Consider the following 20,679-nt stretch of genomic DNA (forward strand, 5'->3'; position numbering starts at 1 on the left):
TGGACCGTTCCACCTCTGGACCGTTCCACAGGGTTGGTGAGCCTGTCAAAGGGGTTGACGCGTCCTTATGTGGGCTTCAATCTGAATCGAGAGGCAGTTGGACCGGTCCAAAGAAGGGCAGTCATGGTGCGTACGCTCGGTGTCGCCGTCGTGGGGTTCGGCTGGATGGGACGGGTGCACACCCAGGCGTACGCCCGCGTGCCCCACCACTTCCCGGACCTCGCGCTGCGGCCCGAACCGGTCGCCGTCGCCGACGAGGTGCCGGGCCGGGCCGAGGAGGCCGCCGCGCGGTACGGCTTCGCCACCGCCGTGCGCGACTGGCGTGAGATCGCCGCCGACCCGCGCGTCGAGGCCGTGAGCATCGCCGCGCCGAACTTCCTGCACCGTGAGATCGGTGTGGCCATGGCCGAGGCCGGCAAACACATCTGGATCGAGAAGCCGGTGGGCCTGACCGCCGGCGACGCCCGGGCCGTGGCGGACGCGGTGGCCAGGGCCGGTGTCCGGGGCACGGTCGGCTTCAACTACCGGAACGCGCCCGCCGTCGTGGCCGCCCGCGAACTGATCGCCTCCGGCGACATCGGCGACGTCACCCACGCGCGCGTCCGTCTCCTCAGTGACTACGCGGCGCATCCGGAGGGCGCGCTGACCTGGCGCTACGAGCGGGAGCGGGGCGGCAGCGGAGTCCTCGGCGACCTGGCCTCCCACGGCGTCGACCTCGCCCGTTTCCTTCTGGGCGAGATCGACGCACTGGCGGCGGACACGGCCGTCTTCCTCCCCCTCCGGGCCCGCCCGGCCGGCGCGACCGCGGGCCACGCGCGCGCGACGGGCGGCGAGCCGGCCCCCGTGGAGAACGAGGACTACGTCAACTGCCTGCTGCGCTTCGCCTCCGGTGCGCGCGGTGTCCTGGAGGCGTGCCGGGTCTCGGTGGGCGAGCAGAACAACTACGGCTTCGAGATCCACGGCACCAGGGGCGCCGTGTTCTGGGACTTCCGTCGCATGGGCGAGCTGAGGGTCAGCCGGGGCACGACGTACCAGGACCAGCCGGTCAGCACCGTGTACGTCGGTCCGGGGGCCGGGGACTACGCCGCCTTCCAGCCGGGAGCGGCGAACAGCATGGGCTACGACGATCTCAAGGTCGTCGAGGCGCACACCTTCCTGCGGTCCGTCGCCGACAACACGCCGTACGGTGCGACGCTGGTCGACGCGGTCCGCAGCGCGACCGCGCTGGACGCGATGGCGCGCTCCGCGGAGTCGGGCGGCTGGGTGACGCTCGGGGCCGAGTGATCCGGGGCGTCCAGGGCGGACCCGGGCCGGGGCCCGCTCCGGGAAGGTCCGCCCCGGAAGCCCGCTCCGGAAGCCCGCTCCGGAAGGCTCCGGTCGGGGCCCGCTCCGGGAAGCGCCGAACCTGAAGCCCGCTCCGGGAAGCTCCAGTTGGGGCCCTGTGAGCCCGGGTCACGAACGGCCCGGTGAAGCGGGTTCACGGGCCGCGTGGTGGGCCCGCTTCACAGGTGCCGAAGTCTCATGGGCGGACGAGCAGCTGGAATTCGAAGGCGTAGCGCGTCGCGCGGTAGATGTGGGTGCCGTACTCGACGGCGCGGCCGGTGTCGTCGTAGGCCGTGCGCCGCATGGTGAGCAGGGCCGCGCCCACGGGCTCGTCGAGGAGGCCGGCCTCCTGCGCCGTGGCGGAGCGGGCGCCGACGGACTGGCGGGCGCTGTGCAGGGTGATACCGGCGGCGCGCATCATCCGGTAGAGGCCGGTCGACTCCAGCCGGACGGTGTCGACGTCGAGCAGCCCCTCCGGGATGTAGTTGCGCAGAGCGGCCACGGGCCGGCCGTGGGTGAGCCGCAGCCGCTCCAGGCGGTGCACGCCGCTGCCCTCCGCTATGCCGAGCGCGACGGCGGCCTCGGGGGACGCCGGTTCGAGGGCGTTGTGCCGCACGCGGGTCGTCGGGCTCTGCCCGGCCTTCTCCAAGTCGTCGTAGAGGCTGCTCAGTTCCAGTGGGCGTTTGAACCGGCTGTGCACGATCTGCGTGCCCACGCCGCGACGGCGGACCAGGAGCCCCTTGTCGACGAGGGTCTGGATGGCCTGGCGGACCGTGGGCCGGGACAGGCCGAGCCGGGCCGCGAGCTTCGCCTCGTTGCCCAGCAGACTCCCGGAGACGAGCACGCCGCGCTCGATGGCGGTCTCCAACTGCCGCGCCAGCTGGTAGTAGAGCGGGACAGGGCTGCTGCGGTCGAGCAGGAGGTCGAGGTCGAGGCCCTCGGGCGGGGCGGCCGGCACCCCTGTCGATCGGGCGCTCCGGCGGTCGGGAACCTGTGCCATCGCATCGTCCTGACGGTCGGCCCCGGAGACGGTCGGCACGCGAGGCCGGGGAGCCCCCGCGCCGAACGCCGTTCCTGGGCGGCGGGAGAGGTCAGAGGTGGCGCCGGCGGTCGGCGGCATGACCGTCGTACCGTTCGCGGGCGTCCGACGCGGCCTCGCGGGAGGCGACCTCGGCGACCGGGACGTCCCACCAGGCCGCGGCGGGCGGCGAGGTGGGCGCCGGGTCGGTCTCGACATGGACGCAGGTCGGCCGGTCCGAGGCACGCGCCGCGGCGAGCGCGTCGCGCAGTTCCCGTACGGTCTTGGCGCGGATGACGTCCATGCCCAGGCTCGCGGCGTTGGCGGCGAGGTCGACGGGGAGCGGGTCTCCGGTGAAGGTCCCGTCGGCGGCCCGGTAGCGGTAGGCGGTGCCGAAGCGTTCGCCGCCGGTCTCCTCGGACAGGCCGCCGATGGAGGCGTATCCGTGGTTCTGGATCAGGACCAGGTTGACGGGTAGGCCCTCCTGGACGGCGGTGACGATCTCGGTCGGCATCATCAGATACGTGCCGTCGCCGACGAGCGACCAGACCGGCGTGCCCGGGGCGGCCAGTTGGACGCCGATGCCGGCCGGGATCTCGTAGCCCATGCAGGAGTAGCCGTACTCGAGGTGGTACTGGCGCGGACTGCGCGCCCGCCACAGTTTGTGCAGGTCGCCCGGGAGCGAACCGGCCGCGTTGATGATCACGTCGTCGTCGCCGACGACCGCGTCGAGAGCGCCGAGGACCTGGGTCTGGGTGGGCACCGCGGAGTCGTCCGCCGCGAAGGCCGCCTCGACCACCGCGTCCCAACGCGCCCCGCCCGCGCGGTACTCGGCCTCGTAGGCCGGGTCGACGCGATGGCCGGACAGCGCCTCCGTGAGGGCCCTGAGGCCGGTCCGGGCGTCCGCGACCAGGGTGCGGGCGGCCAGTTTGTGGGCGTCGAAGGCCGTGATGTTGAGGTTGACGAACCGCACGCCCGCCTCCTGGAACAGCGTGGTGGAGGCGGTGGTGAAGTCGCTGTACCGGGTGCCGACGCCGATGATCAGGTCTGCGGTGCGGGCCATGTCGTCGCAGACGGCGGTCCCCGTGTGACCGATGCCGCCGAGGTCGGCCGGGTGGTCGTGGCGCAGCGATCCCTTGCCGGCCTGGGTCGAGGCGACCGGGATGCCGGTGGTGTCCACCAGCGCCTTGAGCGCTTCCTCCGCCTCGCTGTGGTGAACTCCCCCTCCGGCGACGATCAGCGGGCGCCGCGCGGCGCGGATCGCCCGGACGGCGGCGGCGAGTTCGACCGGGTCCGGCGCGGGACGGCGTACGGGCCAGACGCGTTCGGCGAAGAACTCCTCGGGCCAGTCGTACGCCTCCGCCTGCACGTCCTGCGGCAGGGCGAGGGTGACCGCGCCGGTCTCGGCCGGGTCGGCGAGGACCCGCATCGCGTTCAGCGCGGACGGGATCAGCGTCTCCGGGCGCGTGACACGGTCGAAGTACCTCGACACGGGGCGCAGGGTGTCGTTGACGGAGACGTCGGCCTCGACGGGGTGCTCCAGTTGCTGGAGCAGCGGGTCGGCGGGGCGCGTCGCGAAGTAGTCGCCGGGCAGCAGGAGCACGGGGAGGCGGTTGATCGTCGCGAGGGCCGCGCCGGTGACGAGGTTGGTGGCGCCGGGGCCGATGGACGTGGTCACGGCCTGGGCGGAGAGGCGGTTGAGGTGGCGGGCGTGGCCGACCGCCGCGTGCACCATGGCCTGTTCGTTGCGGCCCTGGTGGAACGGCATGGCGTCCTCGCCTGCCTCGAGGAGCGCCTGGCCGATCCCCGCCACGTTGCCGTGGCCGAAGATTCCCCAGGTGCCGGTGATGAGCCGGTGGCGTACGCCGTCGCGCTCGCTGTACTGCGCCGACAGGAAGCGCACCAGGGCCTGGGCTGTCGTCAGACGGCGGGTCGTCGGGCTCATCATGACCTCTCGGGGGCGGTGTAGAGGGGCAGTCGGGGGTCGACGGGCTGCTCGGGCCATGTGGTGCGGATCCAGGCGTGGTCGGGGTGGTCGCGGATCAGCCAGGCGCGGTCGGGGTCGGGGCCCGCCATGACGTTGAGGTAGTACATGTCGTGGCCCGGCACGGCCATGGAGGGGCCGTGCCAGCCGTCCGGGATGAGGACGACGTCGCCGTCGCGCACCTCGGCGAGGACGTCCGTGCCGGTGCCGTTCCCGGAGGGCGAGACGCGCTGGTAGCCGAGGCCGGGGGTGCCCTCGTGGGCGGTGAACTCGAAGTAGTAGATCTCCTCCAGCTCGGACTCCTCGCCGGGGTGGTGCTCGTCGTGCTTGTGCGGCGGGAAGGAGGACCAGTTGCCGGCCGGTGTGATCACCTCGACGGCGATGAGGTTCTCGCAGTCGAAGACTCCTGCCGCGCCGAAGTTGTTGACCTGACGGGAGCAGGCGCCGGTGCCGCGCAGTTCGACCGGTACGGAGGAGGCGGGCGCGTGGCGGGCGGGCAGCCTGCGGGTGCAGCGGGCGCCGGTGAGCGCGAACCTGCCGCCGTCGCGGGAGGTGATCGAAACCTCGGCGTCGCGGGGGAGGTACGCGAAGTCGGTGACCCCGGCGAACACGCTCGCCCGGCCGGTCAGCCGGAAGGTCTCGCCGTCGACGGCGACGGTGCAGGCACCCGCCAGCGGGAGCACGATCCACTCGCCGTCGCCGGTGTCGAGGACGTGCCTCCCGCCGGGCGCCAGCTCCAGCACCCGCAGGCCGGCGTGACCCCAGCCTGCCGTCGCGGGGGTGACCTCGACGGCGTAGGCGTCGGTGCGGGCCTTGCCGGCGGGCAGGTGGTGCGTGGTGGTCATCGGCTGGCTCCTCTACGGGGGTGGGTTCGGGTCGGGTTCGGGTCCGGTTCGGGTCCGGTGGGTGGGTCGGGGCCGTGCCGGTACATCCCAGTCCGTCGCCGCTGGATCAGACGTGAGTGCATGAGGGAGCCGCTGCTCGATCCGAACGTAAGCGACGGACATCAGGGATGTACCGGCACGGCCCCTCCGGCCGCATTTCGGCTGCGGGTGCGTCTCCCCTTTTCAGCCCCTCCGCCGGTCGGCAATCTCAGCCCCTCCGGCGGACGGCAGTCTCAGCCCCTCCGGCGTTTGAGGAGCGGGGTCTGGGGCGGAGCCCCAGGTACGGGTCGGGTAGGGGCGGAGGGGGCGAAAGAAGGTTGTAGGGCCGGCCCGGACCCCGGGGGCGGAGTAACGGGCGGTGTGGGGATCCCGGGTGATGCGAGGGGCGGGGAGCCGGCTCCGCTGTCCGTTCGGCTGCGCAACGGGGTCAGAGGAGGGCGACCGCGGTGTCCACCGCGGTTTCCACGTCGCCTTCGGCGGGGTAGAGCAGGGAGCGGCCTACGACCATTCCCTGCACGGTGGGCAGTCGCAGCGCCTTGCGCCATCTCTCGTACGCCCCTTCCTGGTCCGTGCCGACCTCCCCGCCGAGCAGCACGGCGGGCAGCGTGGACGCTTCCAGTACCTCGGCCATGTCGTCGGGGTCACTGGTGACGGGCAGTTTGAGCCAGGTGTACGCGGAGGTTCCGCCGAGGCCGGAGGCGATGGCGATGGACCGGGTGACGGCTTCGGCGCTCAGGTCGTTGCGGACCGCCCCCGTGGCCTTGTCGCGGTGGGATATGAACGGCTCGACGAACAGGGGCAGTCGGTGTGCCGCCATCGCGTCGACGGCGCGGGCGGTGTTCTCCAGAGTCGTGAGGGAGCCGGGGTCGTCGTAGTCGATGCGCAGCAGCAGTTTTCCGGCGTCGAAGCGGAGCCGGTCGATGTCCTCGGCGCGGTGGCCGGTGAAGCGGTCGTCCATCTCGAAGGAGGCGCCGGCGAGCCCGCCGCGGTTCATGGAGCCCATCACGACCTTCCTCTCCAGGACGCCGAGGAGCAGCAGGTCCTCCAGGATGTCGGCGGTCGCGAGCACCCCGTCGACGCCGGGCCGGGACAGTGCCACGCAGAGCCGTTCGAGGAGGTCGGCGCGGTTGGCCATGGCGAGCCGGTGGTCGCCGACGCCGAGCGCGCCGCGGGCCGGGTGGTCGGCGGCCACGATCATCAGGCGGCCGGTGTCGCCGATCAGCGGGCGGCGGACCCGGCGGGCGGCCGCCTCGGCGATGGCCTCCGGATGCCGGGCGCGCACCGCGACGAGGTCGGGGATGCTGATACTCAAGTCAGGCTCCGTTCAGGGGTGGCGTCGGTCAGCCCGGTCAGGCGCGCGCGAGGAGGTTCTCGACCTCGGACCCGGTCGGCATCGCGGAGGAGCATGCGAGGCGGGAGGCGACGAGCGCGCCGGCGGCGTTGGCGTACCGGACCGTCCGCTCCAGCTCCCAGCCGGACAGCAGGCCGTGGCAGAGGGACCCGCCGAACGCGTCGCCCGCTCCGAGGCCGTTGACGACGTCCACCGGCACCGGCGGGACCTCGGCCTCGGTGCCGTCGCGGTGGACGGCCAGCACACCCCTGGGGCCCTGTTTGACGACGGCGAGTTCGGCTCCCGCGTCGAGGAGGGCCTCGGCGCAGGCCCGTGGTTCGCGTACTCCGGTGGCGATCTCGCATTCGTCGAGGTTGCCGACGGCGACCGTGGCGTGGCGCAGGGCCTCGGCGTAGTACGGGCGGGCCGTCTCCGCTCCGCGGCTGTTCCAGAACATCGGGCGCCAGTCGAGGTCGAAGACCGTGATGCCGGTCCTGGCCCGGGCTTTCAGCGCGGCGAGGGTGGCCGAGCGGCTGGGTTCCTCGCTCAGGCCGGTCCCGGTGATCCAGAAGATGCGGGCCGCGCGGATGGCGAAGTAGTCCAGCTCGTCGGTGCGGATCTCCAGGTCCGGCGCCTTGGGCTGCCGGTAGAAGTACAGCGGGAAGTCGTCCGGCGGGAAGAGCTCGCAGAACGTGACCGGTGTCGGGTACGCGGCGACGGGGGTGACCCAGCGGTCGTCGACGCCGAACTCCTTGAGTTCCTGGTGGAGATAAGAGCCGAAGGGATCCTGCCCGGTCCGGGTGATCACCGCGGTGGACCGGCCCAGGCGAGCGGCGGCGACGGCGACATTGGCGGCCGAGCCGCCGAGGAACTTTCCGAAGGAGTCGACCTGGGCGATCGGCACACCCGTCTGCAGCGGATAGAGGTCGACGCCGATGCGTCCCATGGTGATGAGGTCGAAGGCTTCTGCGGACTCGGCGGCGACGACCCGGGGTAGAGCGGACTCAGGCATGCGTGACGCTCCTGATGCGGGGGATGTGGGCAACGGGGCGCCCGGTGCCCCTTAGGTGTAGGACTCCCGGCTCCCCTCTGTCAAGACTTTGTACGGACATTCGGACCTGCTCCTGAAATGATGTCTTAACAAAGTATTGACACGGGGGTGCGACAGGGACTTGTATCCCGTCCCAACGAATCCGCCGCATCAACGCGTCACGCCCGGACCTGCCGTCCGGGTCCCGCACGGGCCCCGCGCCCCGCGCCGTCCCGTTCCCTTTCCCCCGGTCGCACAGTGAGGTGCTGGAAAGATGGATCGCACGTTCCACCCCCGTTCCCGGAGAATCGCCCCCCTCGTGGCCCTGGCCGCGGCGTCCGCACTGCTCGCCGCCGGCTGCTCCAGCAGCTCGGGCGGGAAGAAGTCCGAGGACAACGGGGACGGTGCCGCCGCGGGCAAGGCGAACACGCCCCGAATGACGGTCGCCCTGGTGACCCATCAGGCGCCCGGCGACACGTTCTGGGACATCGTCCGCAAGGGCGCCGATGCCGCCGCCGCCAAGGACAACATCAGGCTCGTCTACTCCGCCGACCCCAGCGCGGGCGCTCAGGCCAACCTGGTCCAGAACGCGATCGACCAGAAGGTCGACGGCATCGCGATCACCCTGGCCAAACCGGACGCCATGAAGGACGTGGTGAGCAAGGCGACTTCGGCCGGGATACCCGTCGTGGGGCTCAACTCGGGTCTGAGCGACTGGAAGAAGCTCGGACTGACGGAGTTCTTCGGCCAGGACGAGACGGTCGCGGGCGAGGCGCTCGGCAAGCGGCTCAACTCGGAAGGGGCCAAGAAGGTCGTCTGTGTGGTCCAGGAACAGGGCAACATCGGCCTCACCCAGCGCTGCGACGGCGTGAAGAAGACCTTCAGCGGCTCCACCGAGAACCTGTACGTCAACGGCACCGACATGCCGTCCGTGAAGTCCACGATCACCGCGAAGCTCAAGCAGGACAAGGCGATCGACTACGTCGTCACGCTCGGCGCCCCGTACGCCCTGACCTCGGTGCAGTCGATCGGTGACGCCGGGAGCAAGGCGAAGATCGCCACGTTCGACCTCAACAAGGACCTCACCGGCGCCATCAGCAAGGGGACCATCGAGTTCGCCGTCGACCAGCAGCCCTACCTGCAGGGCTACTTGGCGATCGACTCGCTGTGGCTCTACAAGAACAACGGCAATTACAGCGGTGGTGGGGAGCAGCCGGTCCTGACCGGTCCCGCCTTCGTCGACAAGAGCAACGTCGACACCGTCGCCAAGTTCGCCTCGAAGGGCACCCGGTGATGGGCATGGCCCAACAGGCCGGTCCGGCGGTGACCGCACCGCCGGCTCCCGGCCCCCGGAAGACCGACGGGCGGACGGCGCAGCGCTCCCTGGCGCTGCGACTGCTCGCCCGGCCCGAGGTCGGGGTGTTCCTCGGCGCCGTCGCCGTCTTCGTCTTCTTCCTGATCGCGGCGCCGTCGGTACGCTCCGGCAGTTCGATGGCGACCGTGCTCTACCAGTCGTCGACGATCGGGATCATGGCGCTGCCCGTGGCGCTGCTGATGATCGGCGGCGAGTTCGACCTGTCCGCGGGTGTCGCGGTGATCGCCTCGGCGCTGACGGCGAGCATGCTCAGCTACCAACTGACCATGAACGTCTGGGCCGGTGTGATCGTCGCGCTCGTCGTCTCCCTCGCGATCGGGGCGTTCAACGGCTGGATGATGATCCGCACCGGGCTGCCCAGCTTCCTGGTGACCCTCGGGACCTTCCTGATCCTGCAGGGCGTGAACCTCGCCGTCACCAAGCTGGTCACCGGCAACGTCGCCACCGACGACATCAGCGACATGGACGGTTTCGGCCAGGCGAGGAAGGTCTTCGCCTCGTCCTTCGACGTCGGCGGCGTCCAGGTGAAGATCACCGTCGTGTGGTGGCTGGTCTTCGCGGCGCTGGCCACCTGGGTGCTGCTGCGCACCAAGTACGGCAACTGGGTCTTCGCGGTCGGCGGCAGTCAGGACAGTGCCCGCGCGGTCGGCGTGCCGGTGAACTTCACCAAGATCACGCTGTTCATGACGGTCGGCTTCGGCGCCTGGTTCGTCGGGATGCACCAGCTGTTCTCGTTCAACACGGTGCAGTCGGGCGAGGGCGTCGGCCAGGAGCTGATCTACATCGCCGCGGCGGTGATCGGCGGCTGTCTGCTCACCGGCGGCTACGGCTCCGCGATCGGCCCGGTCTTCGGCGCCTTCATGTTCGGCATGGTGAACCAGGGCATCGTCTACGCCGGCTGGAACCCCGACTGGTTCAAGGCCTTCCTCGGCGTGATGCTGCTCGGCGCCACGCTCATCAATCTGTGGGTCCGCCGCACGGCGACCCGGAGGTGAACCGACCCATGACAACCAACGGATCCGGAACCGCGGGCGCCGTTCTCCCGGACGCCCCGCCCGGGGACGGCACCGCGGCGATCGTGGAACTGCGCGGCGCCGGCAAGTCGTACGGCAACATCCGCGCCCTGCACGGCGTCTCGCTGGCCGTCCGCCCCGGCCGGGTGACCTGCGTCCTCGGCGACAACGGCGCCGGCAAGTCCACCCTCATCAAAATCATCTCGGGGCTGCACCGGCACAGCGAGGGCGAGTTCCTGGTGGACGGCACGGCGGTGCGCTTCGGCACCCCGCGCGAGGCCCTCGCCAAGGGCATCGCCACCGTCTACCAGGACCTCGCGACCGTGCCGCTGATGCCGGTGTGGCGGAACTTCTTCCTCGGCTCCGAGATGACGAAGGGACCCTGGCCCGTACGCCGTCTCGACATCGCGCGGATGAAGCGGACCGCCGACGAGGAACTGCGCAACATGGGCATCGTCCTCGACGACCTCGACCAGCCGATCGGCACGCTCTCCGGCGGCCAGCGCCAGTCCGTGGCCATCGCCCGCGCGGTCTACTTCGGCGCCCGCGTCCTCATCCTCGACGAACCGACCGCCGCGCTCGGCGTCAAACAGTCCGGTGTCGTGCTGAAGTACATCGCCGCCGCCCGCGACCGCGGTCTCGGCGTCATCTTCATCACCCACAACCCGCACCACGCCTACATGGTCGGCGACCACTTCAGCGTGCTGCGGCTCGGCACGCTCGAACTCAGCGCCGACCGCGGCGAGGTGAGCCTGGAGGAACTCACCAACCATATGGCGGGCGGAGCCGAACTCGCCGCGCTCAAGCACGAGTTGGCTCAAGTGCGCGGGGTCGACGTCGAGGAGCTCCCTGAGGCGGAGGACCTCCGTGCCCCGACGGCGGCACCGGCACCGGCCTCCCCCGACGGAACCTCCTGACCTCCGCCGCCGCGGCACCTGAACCAGCGAAGGGACCACCGACCACATGACCCAGCACGGAACACTCGGGGTCGCCGTCATCGGCACCGGCCGGATGGGGGCCGACCATGTCCGCCGGATCACCGAGGTCATCAGCGGGGCGCGGGTGAGCGCGGTCGTGGACATCGACGCCGAGCGGGCCAAAGGGCTCGCCGACGGCATCGACGGCTGCACCGCGTACACGGACACGGCCTCGGCGCTGGCGTCGGACGACGTCGGCGCCGTGGTCATCGCCTCCCCCGGCCCCGCTCACGAGGCGGCGCTGCTCACCGCGTTCGAGCACGACCTGCCGGTCCTGTGCGAGAAGCCGCTGACCCCGGACGCGGCCTCAGCGCTGCGAGTGATGGAGGCGGAGCGCGCACTCGGGCACCGGCGGGTCCAGGTCGGGTTCATGCGGCGCTACGACGCCGAGTACCTGAGGCTCAAGTCACTCCTGGACGGGGGCGAGTTGGGGCGCCCGCTGATGCTGCACAACCAGCATCGCAACGCCGATGTCCTGCCCTATTTCACCGAGCAGATGCTCATCAACGACTCCGTCGTGCACGAGATGGATGCCGCCCGCTGGCTGCTCGGGCAGGAGATCACCGCGGTCACGGTGCTGAAGCCGAGGTCCTCCGGCAACGCGCCCGAGGGACTCCCGGACCCGCAGTTCGTCGTCCTGGAGACGGACGGAGGTGTGCTCGTCGACGTGGAGATCTACGCCAACTGCCGTTTCGGGTACCAGGTGCAGGCCGAGGCCGTCTGCGAGAACGGCACGGCACGGATCGGCGAGGCCCACGGGATGCTGGTCAACTCGGCCGGACGGTGGGGAGGTTCGATCGCGCCGGACTTCGTGGAGCGGTTCATGGAGGCGTACGACCGCGAGGTGCAGGCGTGGGTCGACGCCACGCTGCGCGGCGAGGTCACCGGGCCCAGCTGCTGGGACGGGTACGCGGCGGCGGCCGTCTGCGAGGCGGGCGTCCGCGCGCAGGCCGAGGGCCGCCGCACGGAGGTGGACCTGATCGAGCGGCCAGCCCTCTACCGCTGAGCCGGGCCGCCCTGTTCGCGGGGACGTCATCGAGTGCGCCGGCGGTCCGCTCGCCCGGACGAACGCCCCCGGCGCACTCGACCACGCTGCCCCGCCCCGCACCGGTCGGCCGGGGTGGGCCGCTCCATCCGGCCGCCTCCTCGGCACGTACCCGAGGAAGTCCTTGACCCGGCGTCGTACGCGGCGAGCAAGGAGCGTGTGTCCGGGGCCACCGCCGGTCGGCGCCTCCCGCCCCGGATCACAGCCCCCGAGGGGGGACGGTTACGGGCGAGTAGGAACGGTTACGCTGAGATCATGCCGTCCACACGTCGTACAGCGCGCCAGACCGACCTGCTCGAGCGGCTGGTCGCGTTGCTGGTGGCGGAGGGTTTCGCAGCGTTCACCCTCGACGAGCTGACCGAGCGGCTCCACTGCTCGAAGACGACCTTGTACCAGCTGGCGGGCAGCAAGCAGGAGTTGGTCCGGGAAGCGGTGAAGCACTACTTCCGCGAGGCCGCCCAGGCGGTCGAGAAGCAGGTGGCCGACACCTCCGCGCCCTCCGAGCGGGTGGTGGTCTACCTGAACGCGGTCGCCCATCAGTTGAGACCGCTGTCCCGGCAGTTCCTCGACGACATGGCCCAGTTCGAGCCGGCCCGCGAGGTGTACGAGGCCAACACGCGCCTCGCCGCGGGCAGGATCAGACACCTGATCGCGGACGGCGTGGCCGCGGGGGCGTTCCGTGACGTGCATGCCGCGTTCGTCGGCGAGGTCGTGGCCGCCACCATGCAGGAGATCCAGCGGGGCGAGGTCGCCGCCCGCACCGGGCTGAGCGACGCCGAGGCCTACGCCGAGCTGGCGTCACTCATCGTCCACGCCGTTTCCCCCTGACCTCGGCACGGACGGCCTCCCAGCGGACACCCCGGCCCGGCGGACAGCCGCGGCCCTCCTGCCCCAGGCCGGCGCCCGTGCCCCGGGCGTGGACGAGCCCTGGATCCCGCTCGCCGCGGTCGTCAGGTCCGAATCCGGGGCGCAGTCCTTCGACGAGGACGTCGGCCCACGCGGCCGATTCCTGATCAGCGCGCGCCCGCGTACTCCTTGAGATCGGCGAGGACCGGCCGGCGGCCGCGCCGGACGATCTCGGTCGCGCCGGACGATGTCGGCCGGGCCGTCGGGGGCGAGCCGCGGCCTCCGGCCGGGCGGGCGCTCGACGCGCACCACGTCGGCGCCGAGGCCGGCCGGCACCTGACCGCGTGGGGGTCCGAGCCCCGCGAGTGCCCGAACACGTGAGCCGGCCGGAGGACCGGTGGATCCATCGGGGGACGCCATGGCCCGGCGGTACCAAAAACGATACTGTTGTATCGCCTGGCGTATCAAAATCGTCAGGGCCGCGACCCGTAACCCCGAGGACACGCCATGCCCGCGACCCGCACGCTCCCCACACCGGAAGCCGTCGACCTGATCGCCCTGACCCGCGAGCTCGCCGAGAAGGAGCTCGCCCCGCGCGTCGCCGAGGCGGAGGCCGAGGAGCGGTTCCCGCGCGAGGTCTTCCGCACGCTCGGACGGGCCGGGCTGCTGAGCCTGCCCTACCCCGAGGAGCACGGCGGCGGCGACCAGCCCTACGAGGTCTACCTCCAGGTCGTCGAGGAGATCGCCGCCGTGTGGGCGAGCGTCGCGGTGGGCGTCTCGGTGCACGCGCTGTCCTGCTTCGCCCTCGCCTCGTTCGGCACCGAGGAGCAGAAGAAGGAATGGCTCCCGGACATGCTCGGAGGCGAGCTGCTCGGCGCCTACTGCCTGTCCGAGGCCCATGCCGGTTCCGACCCGGGCGCGATGCGCACACGGGCCGTCCGGGACGGCGACGACTATGTGCTCAACGGCGCCAAGGCCTGGACCACGCACGGGGGGCACGCGGACTTCTACACGGTCATGGCCCGTACGGCCGACACGGGCTCGCGCGCCATCTCCTGCTTCCTCGTCCCGGCCGACACGCCGGGCGTGGTGGCCGATCCCCCGGAGCACAAGATGGGCCTGACCGGGTCCGCCACCGCCACCGTGCGCCTGGAGAACGTCCGCGTCCCCGCCCACCGCCGGATCGGCGAGGAGGGCGACGGGCTCCGTATCGCCTTCGCCGGGCTGGACTGCGGACGGCTCGGCATCGCGGCGGTGGCCACCGGCCTCTCCCAGGGGGCGCTGGACCACGCGCTGCGCTACTCGCGGGAGCGCGAGACCTTCGGCCGTCCCATCATCGAGCACCAGGGCCTGGCCTTCGTCCTCGCCGACATGGCCGCGGCGGTACAGGTGTCCCGGGCCACCACGCTCGCCGCCGCCCGTCTCAAGGACGAGGGGCTTCCCTTCCAGTCCGAGGCCTCGATCGCCAAGCTGATCGCCACCGACAACGCCATGAAGGTCACCACCGACGCGGTGCAGGTACTGGGCGGCGCCGGCTACACCCGCGATTTCCCGGTCGAGCGCTACATGCGCGAGGCCAAGGTCATGCAGATCTTCGAGGGCACCAACCAGATTCAGCGCCTGATCATCGGCCGCGCGCTGAAGGAGGACGAGCGCGGCAGCCTCCGGGTGCGGAAGACGGGCAGCTAGCGCGCCCGAAGCTCGTGGGACCGGTGAGTGCGCGCCTCGGTGAGCGCGTACTCACCGAGGCGCCTTCTCCACCGAAGAACGTCTCCGCACGTGACCAGCGCCGCCCGAGAGCCGATACTTCCCAGAGTGAGCTCCTCGCACCGCCGACCCGCTCGCCGGCCAGGCAGTCCGGCCGGTCGGCCACGTTCGCGACGGACGGGCACGGGCCCCTTGGGCGCCCGTTCCCCGAAGCGGCGCCGCCCCGCGGTAGCCGATGTGGCGGACCCACTTCTAACGTGGGCAGTGCAGGACAGGGGCCCGGCGACTCTTCTCACCAGGAGGTTCCCATGAAGATGCTCATCAACGTGGCGGAGACGGTGGTCGCGGACGCGCTGCGAGGCATGGCGGCAGCTCATCCGGAGCTGACGGTGGACGTCGAGAACCGCGTGATCGTACGCAGGGACGCCCCGGTCGCGGGGAAGGTGGGCCTCGTCTCCGGCGGCGGGTCCGGGCACGAGCCGCTGCACGGCGGATTCGTGGGCCCCGGGATGCTGTCGGCGGCCTGCCCCGGCGAGGTGTTCACCTCCCCGGTGCCGGACCAGATGCTGCGGGCGGCGGCCGCCGTGGACAGCGGCGCGGGCGTGCTGTTCATCGTGAAGAACTACACCGGCGACGTCCTCAACTTCGACATGGCGGCGGAGCTGGCCGAGGACGAGGGCATCCGGATCGCCAAGGTCCTCGTCAACGACGACGTGGCCGTCACCGACAGCCTGTACACGGCCGGGCGGCGCGGAACGGGCGCGACACTGTTCGTGGAGAAGATCGCGGGAGCTGCGGCCGAAGAGGGCGCGCCCCTGGAGCGGGTCGAGGCGCTGGCCCGGCAGGTCAACGAGAACTCCCGCAGCTTCGGCGTCGCGCTCAGCGCGTGTACGACTCCGGCCAAGGGCAGCCCGACGTTCGACCTGCCGCCCGGGGAACTGGAACTGGGCGTCGGCATCCACGGCGAGCCGGGCCGGGAACGGCGCGCGATGATGACCTCGAGCGAGATCGCCGACTTCTCCGTGAACGCCGTCCTGGAAGATCTCGTGCCGCGCAATCCGGTGCTGGTCCTCGTCAACGGGATGGGCGCCACCCCTCTGCTGGAGCTGTACGGCTTCAACGCGGAGGTGCAGCGGGTGCTGACCGAGCGCGGTGTCCCCGTGGCGCGCACCCTGGTCGGCAACTACGTCACCTCCCTCGACATGGCCGGCGCGTCGGTGACCCTGTGCCAGGTGGACGAGGAGCTGCTGCGCCTGTGGGACGCGCCGGTGAAGACGCCGGGACTGCGCTGGGGCGTGTGAATCCGGTCAACGCGAGTCCGGCTGCCGCCCGGCGTCAACCGGCACCAGGGCAACGTTCGTACGACGCAAGGAGATTCCGTGCTCGACGCCGATTTCTTCCGCCGTTGGATGACGGTGACCGCCGCGTCGGTGAACCGCGAGGCGCAGTGGCTCACCGACCTGGATTCGCCCATCGGTGACGCCGACCACGGCAGCAATCTGCAGCGCGGATTCACCGCCGTGACCGCCACGCTGGAGAAGGAGGCTCCGGAGACTCCCGGCGCTGTTCTCACACTCGCCGGGAGGCAGCTGATCTCGACGGTCGGCGGCGCGTCCGGGCCGCTGTACGGCACCCTGCTGCGCCGGACCGGCAAGGCGCTCGGGGACGCGCCGAGGTCACCGAGGAGCAGTTCGCGGACGCGCTGCGCACGGGCGTCGACGCGGTCATGGCGCTGGGCGGAGCCGCGCCCGGCGACAAGACCATGATCGACGCCCTGGTGCCCGCGGTCGACGCGCTGGCCGAGTCGTTCGCCGCGGCGAAGGCCGCCGCCGAGGAGGGCGCCGTCGCGACGACGCCCCTGCAGGCCCGCAAGGGCCGGGCGAGCTATCTGGGCGAGCGCAGCATCGGGCACCAGGACCCGGGCGCCACGTCCTCGTCGCTACTGATCGCGGCACTCGTGGAGGCGGCCGATGAGTGACACCGAAGGCAAACTCGTAGGCATAGTGCTGGTCTCCCACAGCGCCGCGGTCGCCGCGTCCGTCGCCGAGCTGGCGACGGGTCTGGCCGGCGGCGGCACGATCGCTCCCGTCGCCCCGGCGGGCGGCACCGTGGACGGGGGCCTGGGCACCAGCGCCGAGCTGATCACCGCCGCCGCGGCCTCCGTGGACCGGGGCGCCGGGGTCGCCGTGCTCACGGACCTGGGCAGTGCCGTGCTCACCGTCAAGACGCTGCTCGCCGAGGGTGACGAACTCCCCGACGACACGCGTCTGGTGGACGCCCCGTTCGTCGAGGGGACGGTGGCCGCGGTCGTCACGGCCTCGGCGGGCGCCGACCTCGCGGCGGTGGAGGCGGCGGCAGCGGAGGCGTACACGTACCGGAAGGTGTGAGAACCGGGCCGCACTGCCGTCACTCACCGGAGTCGGCCCTCATCGGACCGGACCATCCCGCCGACCCGTGGTCAGCGCGGGGGGTGTCTCCGCCGCGTCACGAGATTCCGTTCGCCGCGACGACGAGAGCCGAGCGAACAGTCGCAGCCAGCTCCGCCTGAGCCGTCGCGGGGTCGGGCTCCTCCTCGTCCGTGCGGCCGGCGTAGTGCTCGACCGCCGCACGCAGCGCCGCGTTGAGCCTGGCGGCCTGGATCTCCGAGCGCAGATCGACGGCGGCCAGCCCTGCGCGGTCGGCGAGGGCGCGGGCGAACACGGGCTCGGCGTCGTCGTGGGCCTGGAGCCAGACGGCGCGCAGTCCCGGCTCGGTCCGGGTGAGCCTCAGCAGCGTGCGGACCCTCGGCGGTTGGGGAGCCGCCATCGGGCCCTCGCCGCTCGTGGACGCCCGGTCCAGGGCGTCCTCCAGGGGACGGTCCGTGGGCCACGCCCGCCGGGGCTTGGAGCTGAGGGCCAGGAGCCGGGGGCCCGGCACTCCGCCCCAGCGGCCGGCGCTTCGGGCGCCGGGCGCCGCGGCTCAGCGCTCCTTCACGTCGCTCACGAACTTGCGGGCCAGCCGCTCCCCCGCCGCCACCGCGGCGGCGTGATCCTCGATGGGCGACACCCGGGAGTTCTTGAAGACGATGTAGGTGACCCCGGAGGGGGTGCCGCCGCCGTGCGGATCGGGGCGGATACCGAGCACCCTGGCCGTCGCGTACGAGGCCTCGCCGATGATGTCCTGCGGACCGGTGTCACCGACGACGGCGTACTGGACGCGGTCCTGATAGATCACGGCCGCCACCGAGCCCGCCCCGATGCCGTGGTCCCGGTAGTTCCAGATGCCGCTGGGGGCCGGGACGACGATGTAGGGCAGGGTCTCGGCGCTCAGGTATCGGCCGTCGGACTGCTGGAAGGCCGTGGCGTCGGAGAAGAGCGGATCGGTACGGCTGTTGCACAGGGGGCCCGGTCTGCCGTCGCAGTCGATGTCCATGTCGGCCTTCCAGAAGACGGCTCCCTCGGCACCGCAGACCGGGATGTCGGCCCGGGTGCCGTCGTCGCTGCGGTAGCGCCCGTTCGAGACGACGGCGCAGCCACGCACCTTCGCCAGCAGGTCCGCGGCCTGGACACTGCCCTCCCGCGTGACCACGCCATGGCTGCCGGGGCGGCCTGCGATGGGGGCGGTGGACAGCAACGCCGGGGCCGGGACGAGCACGGCCGCGGCGGCCGCGGCCAGTGCCAGCGAGTGGGCACGCACGATGGGAGACCCTCTCCTGGGGGACATGGACGCTCATTTGCCCAAATCTGGGGGGCGTCCGAGAGCGCGTCCACCGGGAGGGGGCCGGACGGTGCACGGTCACTTTTCCGGCCGTCGTACGGCCGAGGGCCCGAGCCACAGCCGGCTCCGGCCACTCGACCGCACGCGCCGGCGCGGGATCAGCGACGACAGCGGTCCGCGCCGTGGACACGAACTCCCCTGACAACGGGGCGAGTTCACGCCGTGTCACGGATCAGCATACGTACCTCCGAGACGGTCCGGCCGACAGCCCGCCCCTCCTCTTGATGTGGCCGCGTCAGCCGTGTCTTATAGGTACAGACCAATCCCGCCGAGGGAAGGCAGACCCGTGCGACGCGTTCCCCCCACCGTCCTGCGCGTGCTGGTGTGCGGCGCGCTGCTCCTGCTCGCGTCCTGCGGATGGGGGGCACCGGCCTCGGGCCAGGGCGAACGGCAGCCCGCCGCGCCGATGGGCGTGACCGCCGCCGCGGGCAGCGCGACCAGCGTGCACGTCATGTGGAACCTGGCCGCCGAGGACCCGAAGATCACGCGCTACGAGGTATATCGCGGCACCACCAAAATCAAGGAAGTGCCCGGTTCGGAGCACATGGTGGACATCACCAGGCTCGAACCGTCCACCGCCTACGTCTTCACGGTCCGGGCCCGGAACGCCGCCGGTGTCCCGGGGCCGCTCAGCAAGCGGGTGCGGGCCACCACCCCGGCTGCGGCCGCGGCCGATCGCACCCCGCCCACGCGCCCCGGCAGCTCGCACGGCAAGGCGGTCGGCAGCCGGGCGGCCCAGCTGTCGTGGGCGAAGTCGGCCGACGCGCGGGGCGTGGCGTCGTACGACATCTACCAGGGCACCTCGAAGATCCACAGCGTCGGCGGCGCGCAGACGGCCACCGTCGTCACCGGGCTGCGGCCCGGCACGGCGTACAGCTTCACCGTGCGGGCCCGCGACGCGGCGGACAACCTCTCACCGCCGAGCGCCACCGTCCGGGTCACCACGGCAGCGGGGACGGACGACGGCCGAGGCACGGCGCCGACCGATTTCCGGGCGACGACGCACCGCAGCGAAGGCGCGTACTACATCGACCTGAGGTGGACCGCGCCCGCGCCGGCGGAGTGATCACGGAATATCAGGTCCATCTCGACGGGCGTCCCGCGACCTCGCTCGTCTGGGGGGCCGGTCCGCCCCGCGGTACCTCCACCTACAGCTTCTACGTCGGCCGGGAGGCGGACGAGGCGCACCGGGTGCGGATCCGGGCGAAGCTGCCCGACGGGACGTGGGGAGGGTTCTCCGCGGAGCGTTCCGTGACGACGGGCCGGCGGTGAGGGGGCGCGGCGGAGGGTGGCCTCGAGCCGTGGGCTGACGGCGACAGGCCCGGCGGGCGGGCCCGGCCATAGGCCCGCATAGGGTTGGACGTATGGCCCATAGGGAATCCAATGCCGGCGCGCCGCTCGACCTGACTCTGCTGCGCACGTTCCTCGCGGTGCACCGGGCGGGTTCGTTCACGGCGGCCGCGCGGCTGCTGGGTCTCTCCCAGCCGACGGTGACCACCCAGATGCGGTCCCTGGAGGAGCAGTTGGGCCGGGAGCTGTTCGAGCGGGGGCCGCGGGGTGTGCTTCCCACATCCGTGGCGGACGAGCTGGCCGCGCAGGTGGCGGCGCCGCTGGACGCGCTGGCGTCCGTGGCGGACCGCGGCGGCCCCGGCGCCGGCCAGCCGCCGGACCCGGTCCAGGTGGCGGGCCCGGCCGAGCTGCTGTGCGCGCGGGTGCTGCCCGCGCTGGCGCCGCTGACGGCCCGGGGTGTGCGGCTGCGGATCAGCACCGGGCTGACCGACGAACTCCTGGAGGGCCTGCGCGGCGGCCGCTTCGACCTGGTGATCGCCACGAGCCGGCCGCGCGGGCGTACCCTCGCGTCGGTCCCGCTGATGGACGAGGAGTTCGTGCTCGTCGCCTCCCCCGCCTGGGCCGAGCGCATCGGCCCCGACCGGGTGGCGGCCGAGGGGGCCGCGGCATTGAACGGGCTGCCCCTGGTCACGTACGCCGAGGATCTGCCCATCGCCCGCCGCTACTGGCGGCATGTCTTCGGGGTACGGCTGTCCGGGCAGGCCGCGATCACGGTGCCCGATCTGCGCGGCGTCCTGGCGGCGGTCGTCGCCGGTGCCGGGATCACCGTGCTCCCCCGCTATCTGTGCCAGGACGAGCTGGCCTCCGGCGCCCTGGTCGCGCTGCTGGCGCCCGAGGATCCGCCGATCAACACCGGCTATCTCACCCAGCGCCCCGGGCCCTCCGACAACCCGCACGTCGCCCTGGTCCGGGACCGGCTGCTGCGCGTGGCCCGCACCTGGTGACCACGGCCGGGGCGGCCCGAGCCGGGTGACATCCGCCGCGAGCCGCGCCGCCGGGTGACTCCTCACGGGTACGGCCCGGCCCGGTGACCACGCGCGC

At 72.1% G+C, this 20,679-nt stretch carries 17 protein-coding genes and 2 pseudogenes; 12 read left to right on the forward strand and 7 right to left on the reverse strand.

Annotated elements, in window-relative coordinates; all coding sequences use genetic code 11:
• Nucleotides 1-123: 123 nt before the first annotated feature.
• Nucleotides 124-1,284, forward strand: coding sequence for a Gfo/Idh/MocA family protein (locus OG788_RS06740; protein WP_406369528.1), 1,161 nt, complete (start codon nt 124-126; stop codon nt 1,282-1,284).
• Between the two features lie 235 nt (nt 1,285-1,519).
• Here the strand turns inward: OG788_RS06740 and OG788_RS06745 are convergent, their stop codons facing one another.
• The 5 genes from OG788_RS06745 to iolC form a co-directional block, all read right to left on the reverse strand.
• Nucleotides 1,520-2,323, reverse strand: coding sequence for a GntR family transcriptional regulator (locus OG788_RS06745; RefSeq protein ID WP_406369529.1), 804 nt, complete (start codon nt 2,321-2,323; stop codon nt 1,520-1,522).
• Between the two features lie 91 nt (nt 2,324-2,414).
• Nucleotides 2,415-4,286, reverse strand: a complete 1,872-nt coding sequence (gene iolD, locus OG788_RS06750) for a 3D-(3,5/4)-trihydroxycyclohexane-1,2-dione acylhydrolase (decyclizing) (RefSeq protein ID WP_406369530.1) — start codon at nt 4,284-4,286, stop codon at nt 2,415-2,417.
• On the reverse strand, nt 4,286-5,170 hold the full coding sequence (gene iolB, locus OG788_RS06755; RefSeq protein ID WP_406369531.1) for a 5-deoxy-glucuronate isomerase: 885 nt from the start codon (nt 5,168-5,170) through the stop codon (nt 4,286-4,288). The genes iolD and iolB overlap by 1 nt, the downstream gene beginning before the upstream one ends.
• A gap of 466 nt (nt 5,171-5,636) precedes the next feature.
• Nucleotides 5,637-6,521 carry a deoxyribose-phosphate aldolase gene (locus tag OG788_RS06760; protein ID WP_351554848.1) on the reverse strand — a complete coding sequence of 295 codons (885 nt, stop codon included), beginning with the start codon at nt 6,519-6,521 and terminating at the stop codon, nt 5,637-5,639.
• Nucleotides 6,522-6,558: 37 nt separating this feature from the next.
• A complete protein-coding gene (iolC, locus tag OG788_RS06765; RefSeq protein ID WP_406369532.1) occupies nt 6,559-7,551 on the reverse strand; it encodes a 5-dehydro-2-deoxygluconokinase in 993 nt (330 codons plus the stop codon).
• A gap of 292 nt (nt 7,552-7,843) precedes the next feature.
• On the opposite strand from iolC, the gene OG788_RS06770 reads away from it, so the two are divergent.
• From OG788_RS06770 to OG788_RS06810, 9 genes and pseudogenes are all read left to right on the forward strand, one after another.
• Nucleotides 7,844-8,863 (forward strand): substrate-binding domain-containing protein, encoded by a 1,020-nt coding sequence (locus OG788_RS06770; RefSeq protein WP_406369533.1) that lies wholly within the window; start codon nt 7,844-7,846, stop codon nt 8,861-8,863.
• On the forward strand, nt 8,863-9,939 hold the full coding sequence (locus tag OG788_RS06775) for an ABC transporter permease (protein WP_406369534.1): 1,077 nt from the start codon (nt 8,863-8,865) through the stop codon (nt 9,937-9,939). Before OG788_RS06770 ends, OG788_RS06775 begins: the two co-directional genes overlap by 1 nt.
• Before the next feature lie 8 nt (nt 9,940-9,947).
• Nucleotides 9,948-10,874, forward strand: a complete 927-nt coding sequence (locus OG788_RS06780; protein ID WP_406369535.1) for an ATP-binding cassette domain-containing protein — start codon at nt 9,948-9,950, stop codon at nt 10,872-10,874.
• Between the two features lie 46 nt (nt 10,875-10,920).
• Nucleotides 10,921-11,940, forward strand: a complete 1,020-nt coding sequence (locus tag OG788_RS06785; RefSeq protein ID WP_406369536.1) for a Gfo/Idh/MocA family protein — start codon at nt 10,921-10,923, stop codon at nt 11,938-11,940.
• Nucleotides 11,941-12,234: 294 nt separating this feature from the next.
• Entirely contained in the window at nt 12,235-12,807 is a 573-nt protein-coding gene (locus tag OG788_RS06790; RefSeq protein WP_266755556.1) for a TetR/AcrR family transcriptional regulator, read from the forward strand.
• A 525-nt stretch (nt 12,808-13,332) separates the two neighbouring features.
• Nucleotides 13,333-14,514 (forward strand): acyl-CoA dehydrogenase family protein, encoded by a 1,182-nt coding sequence (locus OG788_RS06795; protein ID WP_406369537.1) that lies wholly within the window; start codon nt 13,333-13,335, stop codon nt 14,512-14,514.
• 326 nt (nt 14,515-14,840) lie between these two features.
• Nucleotides 14,841-15,833, forward strand: coding sequence for a dihydroxyacetone kinase subunit DhaK (dhaK, locus tag OG788_RS06800; RefSeq protein WP_406369538.1), 993 nt, complete (start codon nt 14,841-14,843; stop codon nt 15,831-15,833).
• A 78-nt stretch (nt 15,834-15,911) separates the two neighbouring features.
• Nucleotides 15,912-16,510 (forward strand): annotated as a pseudogene (gene dhaL / locus OG788_RS06805) (dihydroxyacetone kinase subunit DhaL).
• Nucleotides 16,503-16,919 (forward strand): PTS-dependent dihydroxyacetone kinase phosphotransferase subunit DhaM, encoded by a 417-nt coding sequence (locus OG788_RS06810; protein WP_406369539.1) that lies wholly within the window; start codon nt 16,503-16,505, stop codon nt 16,917-16,919. Before dhaL ends, OG788_RS06810 begins: the two are co-directional and overlap by 8 nt.
• A 97-nt stretch (nt 16,920-17,016) precedes the next feature.
• Here the strand turns inward: OG788_RS06810 and OG788_RS06815 are convergent, their stop codons facing one another.
• Both OG788_RS06815 and OG788_RS06820 read right to left on the reverse strand, forming a co-directional pair.
• The gene (locus OG788_RS06815) at nt 17,017-17,448 is read right to left on the reverse strand and encodes a hypothetical protein (protein ID WP_406369540.1); all 432 of its coding nucleotides are present in this window, start codon (nt 17,446-17,448) and stop codon (nt 17,017-17,019) included.
• 42 nt (nt 17,449-17,490) lie between these two features.
• Complete coding sequence (locus tag OG788_RS06820) at nt 17,491-18,207, reverse strand: glycoside hydrolase family 75 protein (protein WP_406376690.1); 717 nt, start codon at nt 18,205-18,207, stop codon at nt 17,491-17,493.
• A gap of 367 nt (nt 18,208-18,574) precedes the next feature.
• Between OG788_RS06820 and OG788_RS06825 the strand changes: the two are divergent.
• A pseudogene (locus OG788_RS06825) lies at nt 18,575-19,560 on the forward strand (fibronectin type III domain-containing protein).
• A 92-nt stretch (nt 19,561-19,652) separates the two neighbouring features.
• A complete protein-coding gene (locus tag OG788_RS06830; RefSeq protein ID WP_406369541.1) occupies nt 19,653-20,582 on the forward strand; it encodes a LysR family transcriptional regulator in 930 nt (309 codons plus the stop codon).
• Nucleotides 20,583-20,679: the final 97 nt, after the last annotated feature.

Source organism: Streptomyces sp. NBC_00647, from assembly GCF_045207245.1.
GTDB lineage: Bacteria > Actinomycetota > Actinomycetes > Streptomycetales > Streptomycetaceae > Streptomyces.